This is a genomic window from Embleya scabrispora (genome assembly GCF_002024165.1).
GTDB lineage: Bacteria > Actinomycetota > Actinomycetes > Streptomycetales > Streptomycetaceae > Embleya > Embleya scabrispora_A.
Genome location: NZ_MWQN01000001.1, coordinates 4,257,501 through 4,275,677, shown reverse-complemented (window position 1 = coordinate 4,275,677; position 18,177 = coordinate 4,257,501). Strand labels below are relative to the sequence as shown.

The window sequence follows — 18,177 nt, the reverse complement described above, 5'->3', positions numbered from 1 at the left end:
TGACCGGCATGGAACCTGTGGAGATCGCGGCGGGGCGCTTTCAGCTCCGGCCCTGGAACGAACACGACGTCGAGGTGATCGCCGGCGCGCTCGCCGACGCGTCGATCGCGCGCCGCCCGCCGGTGCCCGAGGACGAGGATCCACACGCGTGGCTGGCCGCGCGCGAGCAGCGCTGGGCGAGCGGCGACGGGCCCTCCTTCGCGGTGATGGACGCGGTGAGCGGCGAGGTCCACGGCCATGTGGCGCTGTGGAAGGTGTCGCCGCAGTGGCGCTCGGCCGAGGTCGGCTACTGGACCCTGAAGTCCTCGCGCGGCCGGGGAGTGGCCCGGCACGGGGTCGGCGCGCTCACCCGCTGGGCGTTCGGCGCGCTGGATCTGCATCGCCTCGAACTGCGCCACGCGGTGGCCAACACCGCCTCGTGCGCGGTCGCGAACGCGTCGGGATATGCACTCGAAGGAGTACTGCGGGGCTGCCTCACCGGCTTCGGCGAGGAGTTCACCGACGTACATCTGCACGCTCGGCTCGCCACGGACACCTGATGCGAACACACGTTCTAAGGTGGCGGCCATGACCTCACAGCCGACCTTCACGCCGGACGCCGAGCTGACCGCCGACGAGGCCCGCCGCATCGTGCTGGCCGCGCAGGGCCTGCTGGGTGCCCCCGATCGCCGGGCGGGCGTGCTCGGCGTGCTGCACTCGCTGGGCGCGGTACAACTCGACACCATCTCCACGCTGGCCCGCTCGCACGAGCTGGTGCCCTACTCGCGGCTCGGCCCGGTCGGCCGCTCCACCGTCGAGAGCGCCTACTGGTCCGGCGAGACCGCGTTCGAGTACTGGTCGCACGCGGCCTGTGTGCTGCCGATGTCGACCTGGCCGGACTTCGCCTTCCGCCGCCGGCACTATCGGGGCCGCGGTCACCTGTGGGGCCACCAGGTGTCGAAGGAGTCGTTCGACACCGTCCTGGGACGCCTGCGCACCGAGGGCCCGCTCACCGCGACCGCGCTCGGCGGCGCCAAGAACAAGGGCGAGTGGTGGGACTGGAGCGAGACCAAGATCGCCGTCGAGCGCGCGCTGGCCTTCGGCGACGTGGTCTGCGTGCGCCGCGACGGCTGGAAGCGGGTGTACGACCTGCCGGAACGTGTGGTCCCGGCGACCCTGCTGGCCGAGGAGCCCGACGACGCGGAGTGCCTGCGCCGCCTCGTGCGCCTGGCGGGCCGCCAGCTCGGGGTGGCCACCCGGGCCGACCTGATGGACCAGTACCGGCTGACCCGGGCGCAGGTCGACGCCGCCCTGCCCGGCAGCGGCCTGGTCCCGGTCGCGGTCGCGGGCTGGGGCGCACGCGCCGCGCGCGAGGGCGTGTGGGCCGACCCCGACGCGCTCGCCGCGCCGCCGCGTGGGCGTCATCGCGCCACCCTCTTGTCGCCGTTCGACTCACTGGTGTGGGATCGCCCGCGCACCGCCCGGGTGTTCGGCGGCTTCGAACACCGCCTGGAGGCGTATGTGCCGGCCGCCAAGCGGGTGCACGGCTACTTCGTGATGCCGATCCTGGTGGGCGGGCGACTGGTCGGTCGGGTGGACCCGGCCCGGGAGGGACGCACCCTGGTGGCGCGGCGCATGTCCTTCGAGGCCGGCGCCGCGGTCGGCGAGCGGGTGCTGGCCGGCGCGGCCGACGCGCTGCGCGCGGCCGCCGGATGGGTGGGGTGCGACGACGTGCGGATCGAGGCGCTGGACCACGAGAGCACCCGGGCGCGGCTGACCGCGCTGCTCGCGGGCTGACGCCCGCGGGTCGGCCGGGCGTGCGCGCGTCCGGCCCACCCGGGAGGGCCCGGGTCGGGGCACCGGAGGCGCCCCGATTCAGTCGCCGATCTCCAGGATCTTCTCCCGCATCGCGTAGACCACGGCCTCCATGCGCGAATGCAGCTGCAATTTCTCGAGGATGTTGCGCACGTGGTTCTTCACGGTGTTCTCGCTGATGAACAACTGCTTGGCGATGTCGCGGTTGTTGCGCCCGGTGGCCACCAGGCGCAGCACCTCGATCTCGCGGTCGGTCAGCCGCGGCGCCGGCACCAGGCGGCGCTCGTCGTCGCGCCGGCTCATCGACTTGAACTCGGTCAGCAGCTTGACCGCCATCGACGGGCTGATCTGCGACTGCCCGTCGGCCACCGCGCGGATCGCCGAGGCCACCTCGCCGTGCGAGATCTCCTTGAGCAGGTATCCGGTCGCGCCGGCCTTGATCGCGTCGTAGAGGTCGGCCTCTTCCTCGCTCATCGTCAACATGATGATCTGGGTGCTGGGCGCGACCTCCTTGATCGCGGTGCACGCCTCGATGCCGCCGCGTCTGGGCATGCGCACGTCCATCAGGACGATGTCGGGCAGCAGGTCCTGCGCGGCCTCCAGCGCCTCGGCGCCGTCCCCGGCCTCGCCGACCACCGTGATGTCCGGCTCCGGCGCGAGCACGATGTCCAGACCCCGGCGAAACAGATCGTGGTCGTCGACCACCAGCACGCGAATCGGTTCGCCCGCTGAGCCGTGCTCCACGCGGGTCGGAACAGACTGTTCACCCACCGTGTTTCCCCCCTGGGTCGGCACGATCCGTGTCCAGGACATGATCCCACGTGATCGCCACGACACCAGGCCCTGATGGGCGTTATGTACGGAACGTACTTGCGAAGCGGAACATTCGCCAGGCAACGCCAGGGTCGAAGACGCAACCGACGCCGAAACCCCGAAGGGTTTCGGCGTCGAATCACGACCAGAGGGCGCGCGACGACGGCCCGACCGCGACTACTGCGGTCCGCCGTCCTCGCGGTCCTCGGGCTTGAGGTGGATCACACCGTAGTCGTAGCCGTGCCGGCGGTACACCACACTCGGCCACTTGGTGCTCGAATCGATGAACAGATAGAAGTCGTGGCCTACCAACTCCATCTCGTACAGCGCCTGGTCGAGCGCCATCGGACGCCCGGCGTGTACCTTCTCGCGAACCACGAGGGGGCCTTCGCCATCCACCTCGATCGGGCCCGCCATGTGCGGCTGGGGCCTCAGTTCGCCGTTCTTCACAGCCTCGATGTCTTCCGCGGACGCCACCACGGCCCCATTGAGCCGATCGGCGTGATTGATCTCCGCAGTGGCCGCGCCCACCGAGACGGGGGAGCGGTGACCATGGTGCACGCGCCGCCGGTCGGCGGCCTTGCGCAACTGTGCCTCGAGTCTCGCGCACGCCAGGTCGAGTGCGGCGTAGGGGTCGGACGCGGCGGCTTCGCCCCGGATGACGGGGCCACGCGTGTTCAGCGTGATCTCCACCCGGTCCGAGCGCTCCGCCAGCCGCGGGTTCCGCTCCTTGGTCACCTCGACGTCAACGCTGATCACCTTGTCGTCGAGCTTGCGGATCTTGTCCAGCTTCTCGACACAGTGCTTGCGAAAACGCTCGGGTACCTCGGTCTTGCGGCCCTTGACGACAATGTCCACGCAGAACTCCATCCATTGCGCCATGCCGGAGGGGTGGGCACCCATCCGACCGACCAGGTCGCCGACGGCCCTGCTCCGTCCCGCGCCGCCGGGCGGTCGCGGCCACCACGGCCGCCGCCTCGACTCGCCCTCCCACGGCTCGGACCGCACGGGTCGCCTCCGCGAGAGTTGCGCCGGTGGTGCAAACATCATCGACGACGATCACCACACTAATGCCCGTAAACAAGGGCGCCAACCTGCCCGAAACGATCATTGATCGGCGGACGTTCATCCTCCGTTCATGTGCCGAAAGGCCCGCCTGATCCCGGATCCGACGGGTATGCCGGAGTGCCGGGAGCACCCGCGCGGGGACTCCGGCCGCGCGCAACCGGGCGGCCGCGCGCAGCGCCAGTTCCCGGGTGGCGTCCCGACCGCGCCGACGCACCGCGGCGCGGGTCGACGGCACCGGGACCAGCAGGCACGGCCCGGCCGGGTCGGCGAGGCCGGCCGCCACCGCCCGGGCCAGCGCATCCCCCAGGGGGCGGGCCAGGCGGCGCGCGCCGTGCTCCTTGTAGGCGGCGAGCACCGAGCGCACCGGCCCCTGGTAGGCGGTGACCGCGTGTACGGGCGGCAGCCCCTCGGGCGCGGGCACCGGATCGGCCGGCCGCGCCGCCGGGACGAACACCGCCCGACAGGCGGCGCACAACTGCGCGCCCGGCGCGGCGCAGCCCGCGCAGCACACGGGCAACACCAGGTCGGCCCATGTCGCGAACACCCGACGCCGTTCCATATCCCCAAGCTCGCACGCCGCGCCCCGAAACGGCCCGGCCGCACGCGCAACCACCCGATCCGGTCATGGCGCGCCGTGGCGGACGGGCTCCGGGCGCGCACGGGCTGCGGACGCGGGCGCTACCCCGGGTAGACCGGGTACGTGCCGCTGTGCACCTTGGTCCAGTTGTTGCCCTGGGACAGCTGGTAGATGTTCTGCTCGCCGGAGTCGGCCAGCAGCGGCTGGTCGGCGCCGTCCGGCGCGGCGATGTGCAGCATGCCGTTGACCGAGGCGACCGAGATCGAGATGCCGCCGTCGATGTCCACGATCTGCGGCTGCAGCGCGCCCTGGCCCTCCTTGCCGAGCACCACCAGCCGGTCCGCACCGTTCCACGAGATCGCCTTGACCTCGACCAGCGAGGGGAGCACCGAGCGCGGCGCGGCGATGGTGATGGCCGCGACCCCGTTGCTCACGCGCCGCTCGACCCGGCCGACCAGCACCTGCCCGGTGTTCAGGACCAGCGCCGCACGCACGCCGTCCGAGGACAACCGCAGGTCGGTGATCCGGGCCGCGGGGATGCCTTCCACGTCGACCGCGACCTTGGTGATCTGGCGCCGCTCGTCCTCGTACAGTGCCAGCACCTGCTCGGCGTTCCTGGTGCGATCCAGCGCCCACAACACGCCGCGGCCGTCCCAGGTCGGGCTCGACAGCGACCCGGGCGCGGTGTTCAGCCACTCCTGGGCCTCGCCGTGACCGTCCACGTCGCCGACCCACAACTTGCGCCCGCCGGTGTCGATGCCCGCGATCCGGCGCCGGAACTGGTCCCGCGAGACGGCGATCTGGTCCACCTTGTAGGTGCCGTCGCCGAAGGGCCCCGGCAGCGCCGGCGGGTTGCCGTTCGCACCGGGCACCACGTTGACCATGCCGCCCTTGGCGATGAAGTAGCCCGTGGGCCCGGGCGTCTTGGCCGCCCGCGCGGGGTCGTAGTGCGCCGCGTCGTCGTCGGAGAGCAGGCACATCGGCGTGCCGCCGCCGGTGATCGAGACCGAGTCCACCCCCGAGACCTGGCGCAGCGTGAACAGCAGTTGCGCGGCCATGCGCTCGCAGCCCTTGCCCTGCGCGAGTCTGGCCTGCCGGTTGAGCTGGACCCGGGCGGTGCGGTTGTCCTCGATCGACACCACCCGGTCGGCGGGCTCGGTGCCGGCCGGGAAGGCGGTCTCCACCACCGGCCGCAGCCAGTCGGTGGGGCCGTTCATCAGTTGCCGCACCAGCGCCGAGGTCAGCCCCACCCGGCTGCGCAGATAGACCGGATCGGGCACCAGGACGTCCTGGCCCAGCGGCATCGACGTGGCGAACCAGTAGGTGTTGACCGACCGGTAGATCCGGTGGAACTCGGCGTTGGACAGGATCAACCCGTCGGGCAGGTCGGCGATCCGCCACTGGTTGTCGGTACCCAGGTGCAGTTGAAACGTCGCCAGGTAGGGCGCGCCCACCTGCTGTTCGGGCTGGTAGGCGTTGCGGCTGTCGACGGTGCCGACCCGGGTGCCGGAGACCTCCGCCCGATAGGTCCGCTCGTCGGCGCCGGCCACGAGTTCGATCTTCGCGATCGTGTTGAGCACCACGATCTCGCGCGTGGGCACCCACTTGGCCCGGGCCTCCGGGGTCAGATAGGCGCGCGCGGTGGTGTAGTCGGGTTCGTCGCTGGTGACCGCCTCCAGGAAGCCGGCCACCATGCCGTACGGCTGCTCGCCGGGCTTGGGCGGCACGGCGAACACCCGTACCTGCTGCTCCGGGCCCTGGTCCTTGGTGCCGCCCTTGGCCGCCTCGCGCACGCTGCCGCTGTGCGGCATCGACGCACAGCCGCCGAGCGCGCACAGCACGCACAGCAGGGCCAGGAACGGGGTGATCCGCCTCATCGACTGCCTCCCGCGGAACCGGCCGTACGTACGCCGCGCCGATACGGCGAGCCCGCCGGACCCAGGCCCCGATTGGCCCGCGAGTCCTCGGGCTCCAACGGCAGCGGGGACCGCACCAGCTCGCCGCCCGCGGTCTTGGGCAGGCTCAGCCGGAACTGCGAGCCGCCGCCCGGCTCGCCCCAGGCCTGGAGCCAGCCGCCGTGCAGATGCGCGTCCTCGAGCGCGATGGACAGGCCCAGGCCGGTACCGCCGGTGGTCCGCGCCCTGGCCGGATCCGCCCGCCAGAACCGGGCGAACACCAGCGAGGACTCGCCGGGCTTGAGGCCCACGCCGTAGTCGCGCACGGCCACCGCGACCGAGTCCTCGCCGGCGGCGACGGTGACCACCACGTCGTGCCCCTCGCCGTGCTCGATCGCGTTGACCACCAGGTTGCGCAGCACCCGGTCGATCCGCCGGGGATCGACCTCGGCCACGCACGGCTTGTCCGGCACGCGCACCACGAGCCGGCTGCCGCGCCGCTCGGCCAGCGGTTCGGCGCCCTCGACCACCCGCCGCACCAGGTCGCGCAGGTCCACCGGCTCGGCGTCGAGCACCGCCGCGCCCGCGTCGAACCGGCTGATCTCCAACAGGTCCGACAGCAGGGCCTCGAACCGGTCCAGCTGGTTCTGCAGCAGTTCGGCCGAGCGCCGGGTGGCCGGGTCGAAGTCCTCGCGCGCCTCGTGCAGCACGTCGGCGGCCATCCGCACGGTGGTCAGCGGGGTGCGCAGTTCGTGCGAGACGTCGGAGACGAACCGGCGCTGCACCCGGGACAACTCCTCCAGCTGTCTGATCTGGTTCTGCAGGTTGGACGCCATCTTGTTGAACGACGAGCCCAGCCGGGCCAGGTCGTCCGCGCCGACCACCCGCATCCGCTCCTCCAGTCGGCCCGCCGCCAACCGCTCGGCGATCCGGGCCGCCATCCGCACCGGGGTGACCACCCACCGGGTCACCAGCGCCGCGATCGCCACCAGGAGCAGCACGAGGAAGACCCCGGCGGTGGCCAGCGTGCTGCGCACCAGGCCCAGGGTCTTCTCCTCGGGACCGAAGGAGAAGAAGTAGTACAGCTGGTACGACCCGCCGTCGGGGTCCTCCAACTGGGCGCCGACCACCAGGCCCGCCTCGCGGGTGGTCTCCGCCGGGCCCTCGCCGTGCTGGCCCTCGCGCACGATCTGGGTGTACTGGAGCAGCGCCACCCCGTGTTTGAGGCCGACCTCGCGGCGCAGTTCGGCCGGCACGCTGGCGTCGGGGACCACGTCGCCGGACGCGCGGGGGCTGCGGCCGGACCCGGGTGGGCTGTCCACCGTGTCCTGACTGGTCGCGGCCACGTCGTACACCCCCTGGCCGCCACTGGAGAGCTGCTTGACCAGCGCGTTGAGCCAGTCGCCGGTGTTCACCCGGTTGCCGGTTGCCGGTGTGCCGGCGGGCATGCCGGTGGGCACCTGGACGTGCCGGCCGGGGCTGGTGGCGATCTCGTCGGCCTGCGTACGGGCATCGGCGAAGCCGCCCTGGGCCTGGGACCGGGCGGAGGCCACCTTCGCGTCGAGCAGGCCGTTGCGGACCTGGCCGACCACCACCACCCCGAGCAGCACCGTGACGGCGACGGACAGCACGAGGGTGGTGGCCACGACGCGGAACTGGATCGACCTGTTCCACAGCGCCATGACACGGCCCACGCCGCCGCGCACACGACGCAGGGCGAGGGACCAGGCCGACGGGGAGGGCGACCGCTGTGCGGTGCTCACCGGGACGATCTCAAGGTCAGGCCGGTCCCGCCTTGTAGCCGACCCCGCGCACCGTGACCACCGTCTCCGGACGCTCGGGGTCACGCTCGATCTTCGAGCGCAGCCGCTGGACATGGACGTTCACCAGGCGGGTGTCGGCCGCGTGTCGGTATCCCCAGACCTGTTCGAGCAGTACCTCGCGGGTGAACACCTGCCAGGGCTTGCGGGCGAGTGCGACAAGGAGGTCGAACTCCAGCGGGGTCAGCGCGATGTTCTGCCCGTCCCGCTTCACGGCATGGCCGGCCACGTCGATCACCAGATCGCCGATCACCAGTTGCTCCGGGGTGGGTTCCTCGGCTCTGCGCAGGCGGGCCCGCACACGAGCGACAAGCTCCTTGGGCTTGAACGGTTTGATCACATAGTCGTCTGCTCCGGACTCCAGGCCGACCACGACGTCGACCGTGTCGCTCTTGGCGGTGAGCATCACGATCGGCACGCCGGACTCGGCACGGATCTGGCGGCAGACGTCGATGCCGTCGCGGCCGGGCAGCATCAGGTCGAGCAGCACCAGGTCCGGTTTGACGTCCCGGAATGCCTGGAGTGCCTTGTCGCCGTCCGCCACGAACGACGGCTCGAACCCTTCGCCACGCAGCACGATGCCGAGCATCTCGGACAGTGCGGTGTCGTCGTCAACGATGAGGACGCGTCCCTTCATGTGGCTCATCGTCGCATTACCGGATTGTGACCTGCACTCATCCGACCGATTCCGGCCGCGTCCTCGGGGAACAAAACGTACTTTTCTCTGACGATTGGCATGCCCATGGAGTGCGGAGTCACCCCGAATGCCGGAAGGTACGCCGTCCCGACCGGGCACGCAACGGACGTTTCGGGCCATCGACACGACCCTCGCGGCCGGCGCCGGACGCCATCCGGAACGTGCGGCCGGGCGCCCGTCGTTGTCCACCCGGCCGGCCCGCCCGGCCCGTCGTTCGGATCCGCCGGCCGCCCGTTCACCAAGGGGCCGCACGGGCATGCCACGATGAGTCACCACCCATCAGGACGAGGAGCGCAATCGACATGACGGACTCGCCCGGCCGGCCCACCCCGGACGCCCCGGGGCCGGACGCAGCACGCCCGGCGGACGACGCCACGTCACCCGACCGATCCGCGCCCGAGCCCGAGCGCGCGGCGCCCCCGGCCTCCGAGCCGGAATCAACCGCGCCACCCTCGTCCCCGGCCGACCCGGCGGCCACAGTTGCGGAGTCACGCTCAGGCGACGCGGCGGGCGCGGACGGAGCGACGGCCTCGGACGGGACGGCCGGCCCGGAGCAGACCTCCGCAGGCGAGCCGACCTCCCTCGGGGCAACCTCCCCGGGCGCACCGACCACCTCCGAGCCGACGGCCTCGCACGAGGCCACACCCTCGGACGGACCGGGCACGACGGACGGCCCCACCACGTCGGACCGATCGGGAGCCACAGACGATCGCGCCACCCCGGGCGCACCGGCCGCTTCCGAGCCGACCACCTCGGGCGAGGCCGCGCCCTCGGACGGACCGGGCGCCCCGGACAAGCCGACCTCGCTCGACAAGCCCGCCGGCCCGGAGTCCCACCGGCCCGCGCCGCAGGCCCCCGCACCGGGCTGGGCGCCGGTCCAGCCCCCCGCCGCCGGTTGGGGGCCGCCCCACCAGGGCCCGGCCGCCGGCTGGGGACCCCCGCACCAGGGCGCCGATCACCCCGGCGCCGCATCCGACCCGCGCTGGGGCGGCACCCAGCCCCTCTGGGGCGCGCCCCCCGGCTGGAACGGCCCCTACGTCCAGGCCGCCAAGCCCGGCGTGATCCCACTGCGCCCGCTGAGCGTCGGCGAGATCCTCGACGGCGCGTTCGCCGCGATGCGTACGCACTGGAAGGTCATGATCGGCATCGCCGTCGTGATCGCCCTGCTCACCCAGTGCCTCGAGGTGCCGGCCACCTGGCTGCTCAACCGCGAGTTCTCCCCCGGCGACCTCTCCGACGACCCCACCGGGGAGGAGTTGTGGCGCTACCTGCGCGACACCTCCGCCGTACTGATCGTGCCGATCGTGGTCTCCACCCTCGGCCAGATCGCCGCCACCGGGATGCTCACCGTCGTGGTCAGCCGCGCGGTGATCGCCAAGTCCATGTCGGCGGCCCAGGCCTGGAAGGCGGTCCGCCCGCTGCTGCCGCGCCTGCTCGGGGTCACCTTCGCGACCTGGCTGGTCCCCGTCGGCACACTGCTCGTGGCGATCCTGCCGGGTCTGGTCCTGCTCGCCGTCGGCGCCGACGGGCTCGGCGCGCTGCTGCTGCTCCCCGGCCTGATCGGCGGCGTGGTCGCGGCGATCTACCTGTACGTCTGCCTGACCCTCGCCGGCCCCGTCCTGATGCTGGAGAAGCAGACGGTCCGCAAGGCCCTGGAGCGCTCGCGCAAGCTCGTCACCGGCTCGTGGTGGCGCGTGTGCGGCATCCTGCTGCTGATCTGGCTGATCATGGCGATCGTCGGCGGCATCATCCAGATGCCGTTCCTGCTCGTCTCCGACGGCTTCACCGCGATCACCGCCTCCAAGACGTCCGACATCCCCGACCCCACGTTCGTCGACCTGCTGATCACCGGCATCGGCGCGGTGATCGCCTCCGCGCTGCTGTACCCCTTCGCCGCCGGCGCGACCGCGCTGCTCTACATCGACCAGCGCATCCGCCGCGAGGCACTCGACCTCGAACTCGCCCGCGCGGCCGGCGTCCTGGACGAGGAGACCGGCACCGGGTCGGCCGCGGGACCCACGCCCGCGTGACCCGACTCGCGCTCCCGCTCCTGCCCCGGGACTGGGCACCGGTGGACATCCCGCGCGACGACGCGCGGGATGCCGCCCGGGACGAGCTGTCCCGGGTCGAGTACCACCGCGACGACCCCAACCCGGTCCGCCGGATCCTGGACTGGCTCTTCGACCGCCTCGGCGACCTGGTCTCCCGGGCGGGCGACAACACCCCCGGCGGCTTCACCGGCCTCGCGGTGATCGTGCTCGTGCTGATCGGCGCGCTCGTCCTGCTGCGGCTGCGGCTGGGGCCCCTGCGCACGGCCCGGCGCGCCGAGTTGCCGCTGTACGGCGAGCACGGCCCGATGCCCGCCGCCCGACACCGCGCGGCGGCCGACGCACACGCCGCGGCCGGCCGCTGGGACGAGGCGGTCCGGGAACGTTTCCGCGCGATCGTGCGGGACCTGGAGGAACGCGCCGTGCTGGACGTACGCCCGGGCCGCACCGCCGACGAGGCCGCCGTCGAGGGCGGCCGGGCGCTGCCCGAGGTCGCCGCGGACCTGCGCGCCGCGGCCGCCATCTTCGACGACGTGCACTACGGCGGCCGGACCGCCGACCGGGCCCTGGACGACCGGCTGCGCGACCTCGACACCCGCTGCGCCGCCGCCCGCCCGCGCGCCGCCGAACGGATCCCCGGATGAGCGCCGACACGGCGGGCCCCGGCGCACCGGGTCCCGCGGCACCGGACTCCCCCGCGCCGGACAGCTCGGGCATCTCCGGCACGGCCGCATCCGGCCCCGCCCTGCCCGCTCCCACACCCCTCGGCCGCACCGCCGAGCAGACCTGGCGCCGCCTGCGCGTCCCGCTGGCCCTGGTCGCCCTCGTGGTGGTCGTCGTCTCCGCCCTTGTACTGGTCCAGGGCGACCGCCACGAGGGCCGCCTCGACCCGCGCTCGACCGGCAAGGCCGGCAGCAAGGCGGTGGCCCAACTGCTGCGTGCCCGAGGCGTCGAAGTGGAGTTGGTCCGCTCGGCCGACGAGGCGGAGCGCGCGATCCGCCCCGACACCACGCTCGTGGTGGCCTACCCCGACCTGATCACCGACGCGCACCTGGCCCGCCTCGCCGCCGCCGCGCCGGCCCGCACCGTGCTGATCCGCCCCGACCAGGCCGCGCTCACCGCGCTGGCCCCCGGCGTACGCACCGCCCGCGACACCTCCGGCCGCGAGCTGGACCCGGACTGCCGGCTCCCGGCGGCGCAACGCGCGGGCAGCGCCGACGTCGGCGGCGGACGCTTCGACCTCGGCCCGTTCCCCGCCGCCACCGGCTGCTACCCGTACGCGGGGCTGCCCACCCTGGTGCTCGCCCCGGCCGGCCCCGGTAGGGACACGGTCGTACTCGGCTCCGGCACCATGCTCACCAACGACCGCCTGGACGCGCACGGCAACGCCGCGCTGGCCCTGAACCTGCTCGGCGCCCACCCGCACCTGGTCTGGTACCTGCCCGGCAGCGGCGAACTCCCACCCGCCGACGACTCGTTGTGGGACCTGCTCCCCGCCGGCTGGCGCTGGGGCGCGGCCCAACTGGCCGTCGCCGCCGTCCTGCTCGCGCTGTGGCGGGCCCGCCGGCTCGGCCCGGTCGTGACCGAACCGCTGCCGGTCGTGGTCCGCGCCGCCGAGACCGTCGAGGGCCGCGCCCGGCTGTACCGCCGCGGCCGGGCCCGGGACACCGCCGCCGAACTGCTCCGCGCCGCCGCCCGCGAACACCTCGCGCGCCTGCTCGGCGGCGACACCGGCGAGGCCGCGCTCACCGCCGCGATCACCGCCCGCACCGACCACACGTCCGCACACGTGCACGCCCTGTTGTACGGTGCGATCCCGGAGAGCGACGAGGCCCTCGTCACCCTGTCCGCCGACCTCGACGCGCTGATAAGGCAGGTACGCACGACGTGAGCGCACCCGAGCAGACCCGCGGGGCGCGCGACGCCCTCGAAGCCCTGCGCGGCGAGATCGGCAAGGCCGTGGTCGGCCAGGACGCCGCCGTCACCGGCCTGGTGATCGCCCTGCTGTGCCGAGGCCACGTGCTCCTGGAGGGCGTGCCCGGCACGGCCAAGACCCTGATGGTGCGCGCCCTCGCCCGCAGCCTCGAACTGACCACCACCCGCGTGCAGTTCACCCCGGACCTGATGCCGGGCGACGTCACCGGCTCGATGGTCTACGACGCGCGCACCGCCGCGTTCTCGTTCCGCGAGGGCCCGGTGTTCACCAATCTGCTGCTCGCCGACGAGATCAACCGCACCCCGCCCAAGACCCAGGCCGCGCTCCTGGAGGCGATGGAGGAGCGGCAGGTCTCGGTCGACGGCACCACGCGCCCGCTGCCCGACCCGTTCCTGGTCGCCGCGACGCAGAACCCGATCGAGTACGAGGGCACCTATCCGCTGCCCGAAGCCCAGCTGGACCGGTTTTTGCTCAAGCTCACCCTGCCGATGCCGGAACGCGGCGACGAGATCACCGTGTTGCGCCGACACGCGGAGGGCTTCGACCCGCGCGACCTCGCCGCCGCGGGGGTACGACCGGTGGCGGGCGCCGACGATCTGGCCGCGGGCCGCCGGGCGGTCGCCGAGCTGCGCGTCGAGCCGGACGTGCTGGCCTACGTCGTCGACGTCTGCCGGGCCACCCGCACCTCCCCGTCGCTGGCCATGGGCGTCTCCCCGCGCGGCGCCACCGCGCTGCTCGCCGCCGCCCGCGCGTGGGCCTGGCTCGCCGGCCGGGACTACGTGACCCCCGACGACGTCAAGGCGCTGGCCCGCCCGGCACTGCGGCACCGCGTACGGCTGCGCGCCGAGGCCGAGATGGAGGGCGTGACCCCCGACGTGGTCATCGACTCCGTACTGGCCCACACCCCGGTCCCGCGTTAACCGCCCATGGCCCTGACCGGACGCGCCGTACTGGCCGCGGCAATCGGCGCCTTGGTGGTCGGCCTGCTGCTGCCCTCGCTGCTCGGCCTGGCCGTGGTCGAGGGCCTGCTTCTGCTCGGCGTACTCACCGACCTGCTGCTCGCCGCCGGCGTCCGCGACCTGACCTTCACCCGCGCCGGCGACACCGCGGTCCGCCTCGGCGAATCCGCCGAGGTGACGCTGACCGTGACCAACCCCGGCACCCGGGCACTGCGCGGCCGACTGCGCGACGCCTGGCCGCCGAGCACCGGCACCACCACGCAGCGCCACGACCTGGCCGTACCCGCCGGCGAACGCCGCCGCGTCACCACCACGATGACCCCGACCCGCCGCGGCGACCGGCACGCCCACCGGGTCACCCTGCGCTCCGTCGGCCCCCTCGGCCTGGCCGCCCGCCAGGGCTCGCACCTGGTGCCGTGGCGCCTGCGCGTCCTGCCCGGCTTCCCCAGCCGCCGCCTGCTCCCCTCCAAGCTGGAACGCCTGCGCGAACTCGACGGCCGCTCGGCCCTGCTCACCCGGGGCGCCGGCACCGAATTCGACACGCTCCGCGAGTACGTGCCCGGCGACGACGCGAAGTCGATCGACTGGCGCGCCTCCGCCCGCAACCAGGGCGTCGTGGTGCGCACATGGCGCCCCGAACGCGACCGGCACATCCTGGTCGTCCTGGACACCGGCCGCACCTCCGCGGGCCGAATCGGCGACATCCCGCGCCTGGACGCCGCGATGGACGCGACCCTGCTGCTGACGGCGGTGGCGAACCACGCGGGCGACCGGGTCGACCTGCTCGCCTACGACCGCCGGGTCCGCGCCGAGGTCCGCCGCGCGCCCCGAAACGGGATACTCCCCGCCTTCGTCCAGGCGATGGCCACGCTGGAACCGGAGTTGGTCGAACCCGACGCCCGCGGCCTGGTCGCGGAAATCCTCCGCCGCTCCCCGCGCCGCTCACTGATCGTGCTGATGACCGGCCTGGAACGCGAGGCCGTCCAAGAGGGCATCCTGCCGGTACTCCCGCAACTGGCCGCCCGACACGAGGTGATCGTAGCCGCGGTCGCCGACCCGGCGATCACCCACATGGCAGCCCACCGAGGCGACGCAACCGCCGTCTACGAAGCCGCCGCCGCGGAAAAGGAATTGGCCGAACGCCGCACCACGGCAGCCGACCTCCGCCGCCGAAACGTCACAGTGGTGGACGCACCACCGGGCGAACTGGCGTCGGCGGTCACGGACATGTACCTGGCACTGAAGCTGGCGGGCCGGTTGTAAAAGCCGGGACCGGATCCGGGGCCGGATCCGTCTCCGCCACCCAGACGGCGCCACCAACCCGGCTGCGCACACCCAACTCGGCCGGGCACCGCCGCGCCCCGGCAGCCGGCAAGTCATGGCCCGCCCCGAGCATCACACGCCCACCACGCCGCTCGACGTCCCCGCACGCCAACGCCACGACCACTCAGCCCCCACGGCCCCGCCCTCATGCGCTCCCAGGCACGGGGTGGGGCGTTTCCGGCGTGCTGTTGCCCTTGGGTTGCGAGCCGGCTGGTGCGGGCTTGGTCCGGCACGCGTGGTTGACCGCCGGCGGCTATGGGGTGGGCCGTTCGTCGGGGCGGGTGCCCGGGTCGGGGGTTAAAAGCGGCCGGGGGCGGGCGGCAGAGAGGAGGGCCGGGTTGGGTTCCGCCGGACTGGCGTTCTCGAGTGGGTCGGGTTCGTTTGGCGTGCGTTTGCAGGGGGGTGGGGTTCGAAACCGGACGGCGTGGGGTGTCGTGGCCTGGGTGTGAGGGAAAACCGCAGGTCAGTGCGAAGGGGGAGGGTTTTGGGGTGTCTCGGGATCCGGTTCGGGCCCTCACCGGGCACTTTCGGTCTCCTCGACGGCCTCAATGAGGTCTCAGCGCACGAAACCCCGGCACTCGACGCTCGACCTTCCGCCCCGACGCCACAAAACCGAAGGTCACCGAAGCTCGAAGGCCGCAACCGCCGATCGCGATCCGGGTTCGTGATCCTTCGTCACCCACATGCCGCCGCCGGCCGTAAACACGCGGCCCACTCGGGAAGGTTCCCCGGAGGACTCGACCCGGCCGCCCTCCCCGCCCCCGCTGCCAGCCGGTTTTCGGTGAGCAAGGCGCGCGTTCCATCGAGGACCCCTCGTCTCGGAGCCTCGAACGCCGGCGGCGGCCGACCTCTGTCACCGGACAAACCCCGCACCGGCCACCCGCAACCCCAGACGCAACGCACGCCGAACCAAACCCCACCCACCCGGGAACGCCAGTCCGGCGGAACCCAACCCGACCCCCTCCCCGCCACCCGCCCCCGGCCGCTCTTCCCCCCGACCCGGGCACCCGCCACGACGAACGGCCCACCCCACAGCCCCACACCACCGGCGGCGGCCCACTCCACGACCCGGACCAGCCCCGCACCAGCCGCCCGGCCCCCACCACACCCGGCTCCCACACCCACATCCCCCACCGGAAAAGGGAAACCGGGCCCGGAAAACGCAAAAGGCCCGCCCCCGAAAAGGGGGCGGGCCTTTCACACGTAGATTCCGGCGGCGTCCTACTCTCCCACACCCCTTCGAGTGCAGTACCATCGGCGCTGGAGAGCTTAGCTTCCGGGTTCGGAATGAGACCGGGCGTTTCCTCTCCGCCAAGACCACCGGAAAACCATCGAACCCACAACCATGGGCCGTTCGGTGAACCAGAAATCACATGCGGTGATTCAATTATCAAACAGGTTCCCCGAAACCGATTGCGGTTCGGGAACCACACAGTGGACGCGTAGCAACTGAGGACAAGTCCTCGGCCTATTAGTACCGGTCAGCTCCACCCCTCACAGGGCTTCCACACCCGGCCTATCAACCCGATCGTCTCTCGGGGGCCTTACCCAACCGAAGCTGGTGGGAGTCCTCATCTCGAAGCAAGCTTCCCGCTTAGATGCTTTCAGCGGTTATCCCTCCCGAACGTAGCCAACCAGCCATGCCCTTGGCAGAACAACTGGCACACCAGAGGTTCGTCCGTCCCGGTCCTCTCGTACTAGGGACAGCCCTTCTCAAGACTCCTACGCGCACAGCGGATAGGGACCGAACTGTCTCACGACGTTCTAAACCCAGCTCGCGTACCGCTTTAATGGGCGAACAGCCCAACCCTTGGGACCTACTCCAGCCCCAGGATGCGACGAGCCGACATCGAGGTGCCAAACCATCCCGTCGATATGGACTCTTGGGGAAGATCAGCCTGTTATCCCCGGGGTACCTTTTATCCGTTGAGCGACGGCGCTTCCACAAGCCACCGCCGGATCACTAGTCCCTGCTTTCGCACCTGCTCGACCCGTCGGTCTCACAGTCAAGCTCCCTTGTGCACTTACACTCGACACCTGATTGCCAACCAGGATGAGGGAACCTTTGGGCGCCTCCGTTACCCTTTGGGAGGCAACCGCCCCAGTTAAACTACCCATCAGACACTGTCCCTGATCCGGATCACGGACCCAGGTTAGACATCCAGCACGACCAGAGTGGTATTTCAACGACGACTCCAAGAACACTGGCGTGTCCCCTTCACAGTCTCCCACCTATCCTACACAAGCCGAACCGAACACCAATATCAAACTATAGTAAAGGTCCCGGGGTCTTTCCGTCCTGCTGCGCGAAACGAGCATCTTTACTCGTAGTGCAATTTCACCGGGCCTGTGGTTGAGACAGTCGAGAAGTCGTTACGCCATTCGTGCAGGTCGGAACTTACCCGACAAGGAATTTCGCTACCTTAGGATGGTTATAGTTACCACCGCCGTTTACTGGCGCTTAAGTTCTCAGCCTCGCCCCGAAGAGCTAACCGGTCCCCTTAACGTTCCAGCACCGGGCAGGCGTCAGTCCGTATACATCGTCTTACGACTTCGCACGGACCTGTGTTTTTAGTAAACAGTCGCTTCTCGCTGGTCTCTGCGGCCACCACCAGCTCACCCTGCAAGAGGGATCACCAACAATGGCCCCCCTTCTCCCGAAGTTACGGGGGCATTTTGCCGAGTTCCTTAACCACAGTTCACCCGAACGCCTTGGTATTCTCTACCTGACCACCTGAGTCGGTTTGGGGTACGGGCCGCCACGACACTCGCTAGAGGCTTTTCTCGGCAGCATAGGATCATCCACTTCCCCACAATCGGGTCGGCATCAGGTCTCAGGCTGTATGTCGTGCGGATTTGCCTACACGACGCCCTACACCCTTACCCCGGGACTACCACCGCCCGGGCTGGACTACCTTCCTGCGTCACCCCATCGCTCACCTACTACCCGATTGGTTCGGCGGCTCCACCCATCCGATCACCCGAAGGATCCCGGCGGCTTCACGGCCTTAACATCACGAGGTTCGGCGCTGGCGCATCGTAGCGGGTACGGGAATATCAACCCGTTGTCCATCGACTACGCCTGTCGGCCTCGCCTTAGGTCCCGACTTACCCTGGGCGGATTAGCCTGCCCCAGGAACCCTTGGTCATCCGGCGCACACGTTTCCCACGTGTGATTCGCTACTCATGCCTGCATTCTCACTCGTGCAGCGTCCACCACTGGTTTCCACCGCGACTTCACTCGCTG

Annotated in this window: 13 protein-coding genes and 2 rRNA genes (1 of these 15 cut by a window edge); 7 read left to right on the top strand and 8 right to left on the bottom strand. The window is 71.5% G+C overall.

Translation table 11 applies throughout. The features are described from left to right. Nucleotides 1-8: 8 nt before the first annotated feature. Together B4N89_RS18895 and B4N89_RS18890 are read left to right on the top strand one after the other, a co-directional pair. Complete coding sequence (locus B4N89_RS18895) at nt 9-539, top strand: GNAT family N-acetyltransferase (protein WP_143658018.1); 531 nt, start codon at nt 9-11, stop codon at nt 537-539. Nucleotides 540-567: 28 nt separating this feature from the next. Continuing rightward, a complete protein-coding gene (locus B4N89_RS18890) occupies nt 568-1,776 on the top strand; it encodes a winged helix-turn-helix domain-containing protein (protein WP_078977013.1) in 1,209 nt (402 codons plus the stop codon). A gap of 78 nt (nt 1,777-1,854) precedes the next feature. Here B4N89_RS18890 and B4N89_RS18885 read toward each other — a convergent pair whose 3' ends face one another. From B4N89_RS18885 to mtrA, 6 genes are all read right to left on the bottom strand, one after another. Continuing rightward, nucleotides 1,855-2,565, bottom strand: a complete 711-nt coding sequence (locus B4N89_RS18885) for a response regulator (RefSeq protein ID WP_078979456.1) — start codon at nt 2,563-2,565, stop codon at nt 1,855-1,857. Between the two features lie 219 nt (nt 2,566-2,784). Then, a complete protein-coding gene (gene hpf / locus B4N89_RS18880) occupies nt 2,785-3,465 on the bottom strand; it encodes a ribosome hibernation-promoting factor, HPF/YfiA family (RefSeq protein WP_078977011.1) in 681 nt (226 codons plus the stop codon). Then, nucleotides 3,353-3,718 carry a phosphoribosyltransferase family protein gene (locus tag B4N89_RS51500; RefSeq protein ID WP_235618951.1) on the bottom strand — a complete coding sequence of 122 codons (366 nt, stop codon included), beginning with the start codon at nt 3,716-3,718 and terminating at the stop codon, nt 3,353-3,355. Before B4N89_RS51500 ends, hpf begins: the two co-directional genes overlap by 113 nt. Nucleotides 3,719-4,353: 635 nt before the next feature. Continuing rightward, complete coding sequence (locus B4N89_RS18870) at nt 4,354-6,129, bottom strand: LpqB family beta-propeller domain-containing protein (protein ID WP_078977009.1); 1,776 nt, start codon at nt 6,127-6,129, stop codon at nt 4,354-4,356. After that, complete coding sequence (mtrB, locus tag B4N89_RS18865) at nt 6,126-7,910, bottom strand: MtrAB system histidine kinase MtrB (RefSeq protein WP_414646379.1); 1,785 nt, start codon at nt 7,908-7,910, stop codon at nt 6,126-6,128. The genes B4N89_RS18870 and mtrB overlap by 4 nt, the downstream gene beginning before the upstream one ends. A 16-nt stretch (nt 7,911-7,926) precedes the next feature. Next, a complete protein-coding gene (gene mtrA, locus B4N89_RS18860; protein ID WP_026219725.1) occupies nt 7,927-8,604 on the bottom strand; it encodes an MtrAB system response regulator MtrA in 678 nt (225 codons plus the stop codon). A 362-nt stretch (nt 8,605-8,966) separates the two neighbouring features. Between mtrA and B4N89_RS18855 the strand changes: the two genes are divergently transcribed. From B4N89_RS18855 to B4N89_RS18835, 5 genes are read left to right on the top strand one after another with little or no spacing between them, the layout of a single operon-like run. Continuing rightward, complete coding sequence (locus tag B4N89_RS18855) at nt 8,967-10,694, top strand: hypothetical protein (RefSeq protein WP_078977005.1); 1,728 nt, start codon at nt 8,967-8,969, stop codon at nt 10,692-10,694. Next, nucleotides 10,691-11,356 carry a DUF4129 domain-containing protein gene (locus B4N89_RS18850; RefSeq protein WP_078977003.1) on the top strand — a complete coding sequence of 222 codons (666 nt, stop codon included), beginning with the start codon at nt 10,691-10,693 and terminating at the stop codon, nt 11,354-11,356. The genes B4N89_RS18855 and B4N89_RS18850 overlap by 4 nt, the downstream gene beginning before the upstream one ends. Next, nucleotides 11,353-12,603: a DUF4350 domain-containing protein gene (locus B4N89_RS18845; RefSeq protein WP_107504169.1), complete on the top strand. Its 1,251-nt coding sequence runs from the start codon at nt 11,353-11,355 to the stop codon at nt 12,601-12,603. Before B4N89_RS18850 ends, B4N89_RS18845 begins: the two co-directional genes overlap by 4 nt. Beyond that, complete coding sequence (locus B4N89_RS18840) at nt 12,600-13,568, top strand: AAA family ATPase (protein ID WP_078977002.1); 969 nt, start codon at nt 12,600-12,602, stop codon at nt 13,566-13,568. Before B4N89_RS18845 ends, B4N89_RS18840 begins: the two co-directional genes overlap by 4 nt. Before the next feature lie 6 nt (nt 13,569-13,574). Continuing rightward, entirely contained in the window at nt 13,575-14,870 is a 1,296-nt protein-coding gene (locus tag B4N89_RS18835) for a DUF58 domain-containing protein (RefSeq protein ID WP_078977000.1), read from the top strand. Between the two features lie 1,268 nt (nt 14,871-16,138). On the opposite strand, the gene rrf is transcribed toward B4N89_RS18835, so the two are convergent. Together rrf and B4N89_RS18825 are read right to left on the bottom strand one after the other, a co-directional pair. After that, nucleotides 16,139-16,255, bottom strand: a 5S ribosomal RNA gene (gene rrf / locus B4N89_RS18830). A gap of 126 nt (nt 16,256-16,381) precedes the next feature. Further along, nucleotides 16,382-18,177 (bottom strand): 23S ribosomal RNA (locus tag B4N89_RS18825) (it continues 1,332 nt past the right edge of the window).

Excerpts from the sequence above, each read along its gene's own strand:
- B4N89_RS18895 (WP_143658018.1), top strand. The coding sequence starts at position 9 with ATGGAACCTGTGGAGATCGCGGCGGGGCGCTTTCAGCTCCGGCCCTGG.
- B4N89_RS18890 (WP_078977013.1), top strand. The coding sequence starts at position 568 with ATGACCTCACAGCCGACCTTCACGCCGGACGCCGAGCTGACCGCCGAC.
- B4N89_RS51500 (WP_235618951.1), bottom strand. The coding sequence starts at position 3,718 with ATGATCGTTTCGGGCAGGTTGGCGCCCTTGTTTACGGGCATTAGTGTG.
- B4N89_RS18870 (WP_078977009.1), bottom strand. The coding sequence starts at position 6,129 with ATGAGGCGGATCACCCCGTTCCTGGCCCTGCTGTGCGTGCTGTGCGCG.
- mtrA (WP_026219725.1), bottom strand. The coding sequence starts at position 8,604 with ATGAAGGGACGCGTCCTCATCGTTGACGACGACACCGCACTGTCCGAG.
- B4N89_RS18855 (WP_078977005.1), top strand. The coding sequence starts at position 8,967 with ATGACGGACTCGCCCGGCCGGCCCACCCCGGACGCCCCGGGGCCGGAC.
- B4N89_RS18845 (WP_107504169.1), top strand. The coding sequence starts at position 11,353 with ATGAGCGCCGACACGGCGGGCCCCGGCGCACCGGGTCCCGCGGCACCG.
- B4N89_RS18835 (WP_078977000.1), top strand. The coding sequence starts at position 13,575 with ATGGCCCTGACCGGACGCGCCGTACTGGCCGCGGCAATCGGCGCCTTG.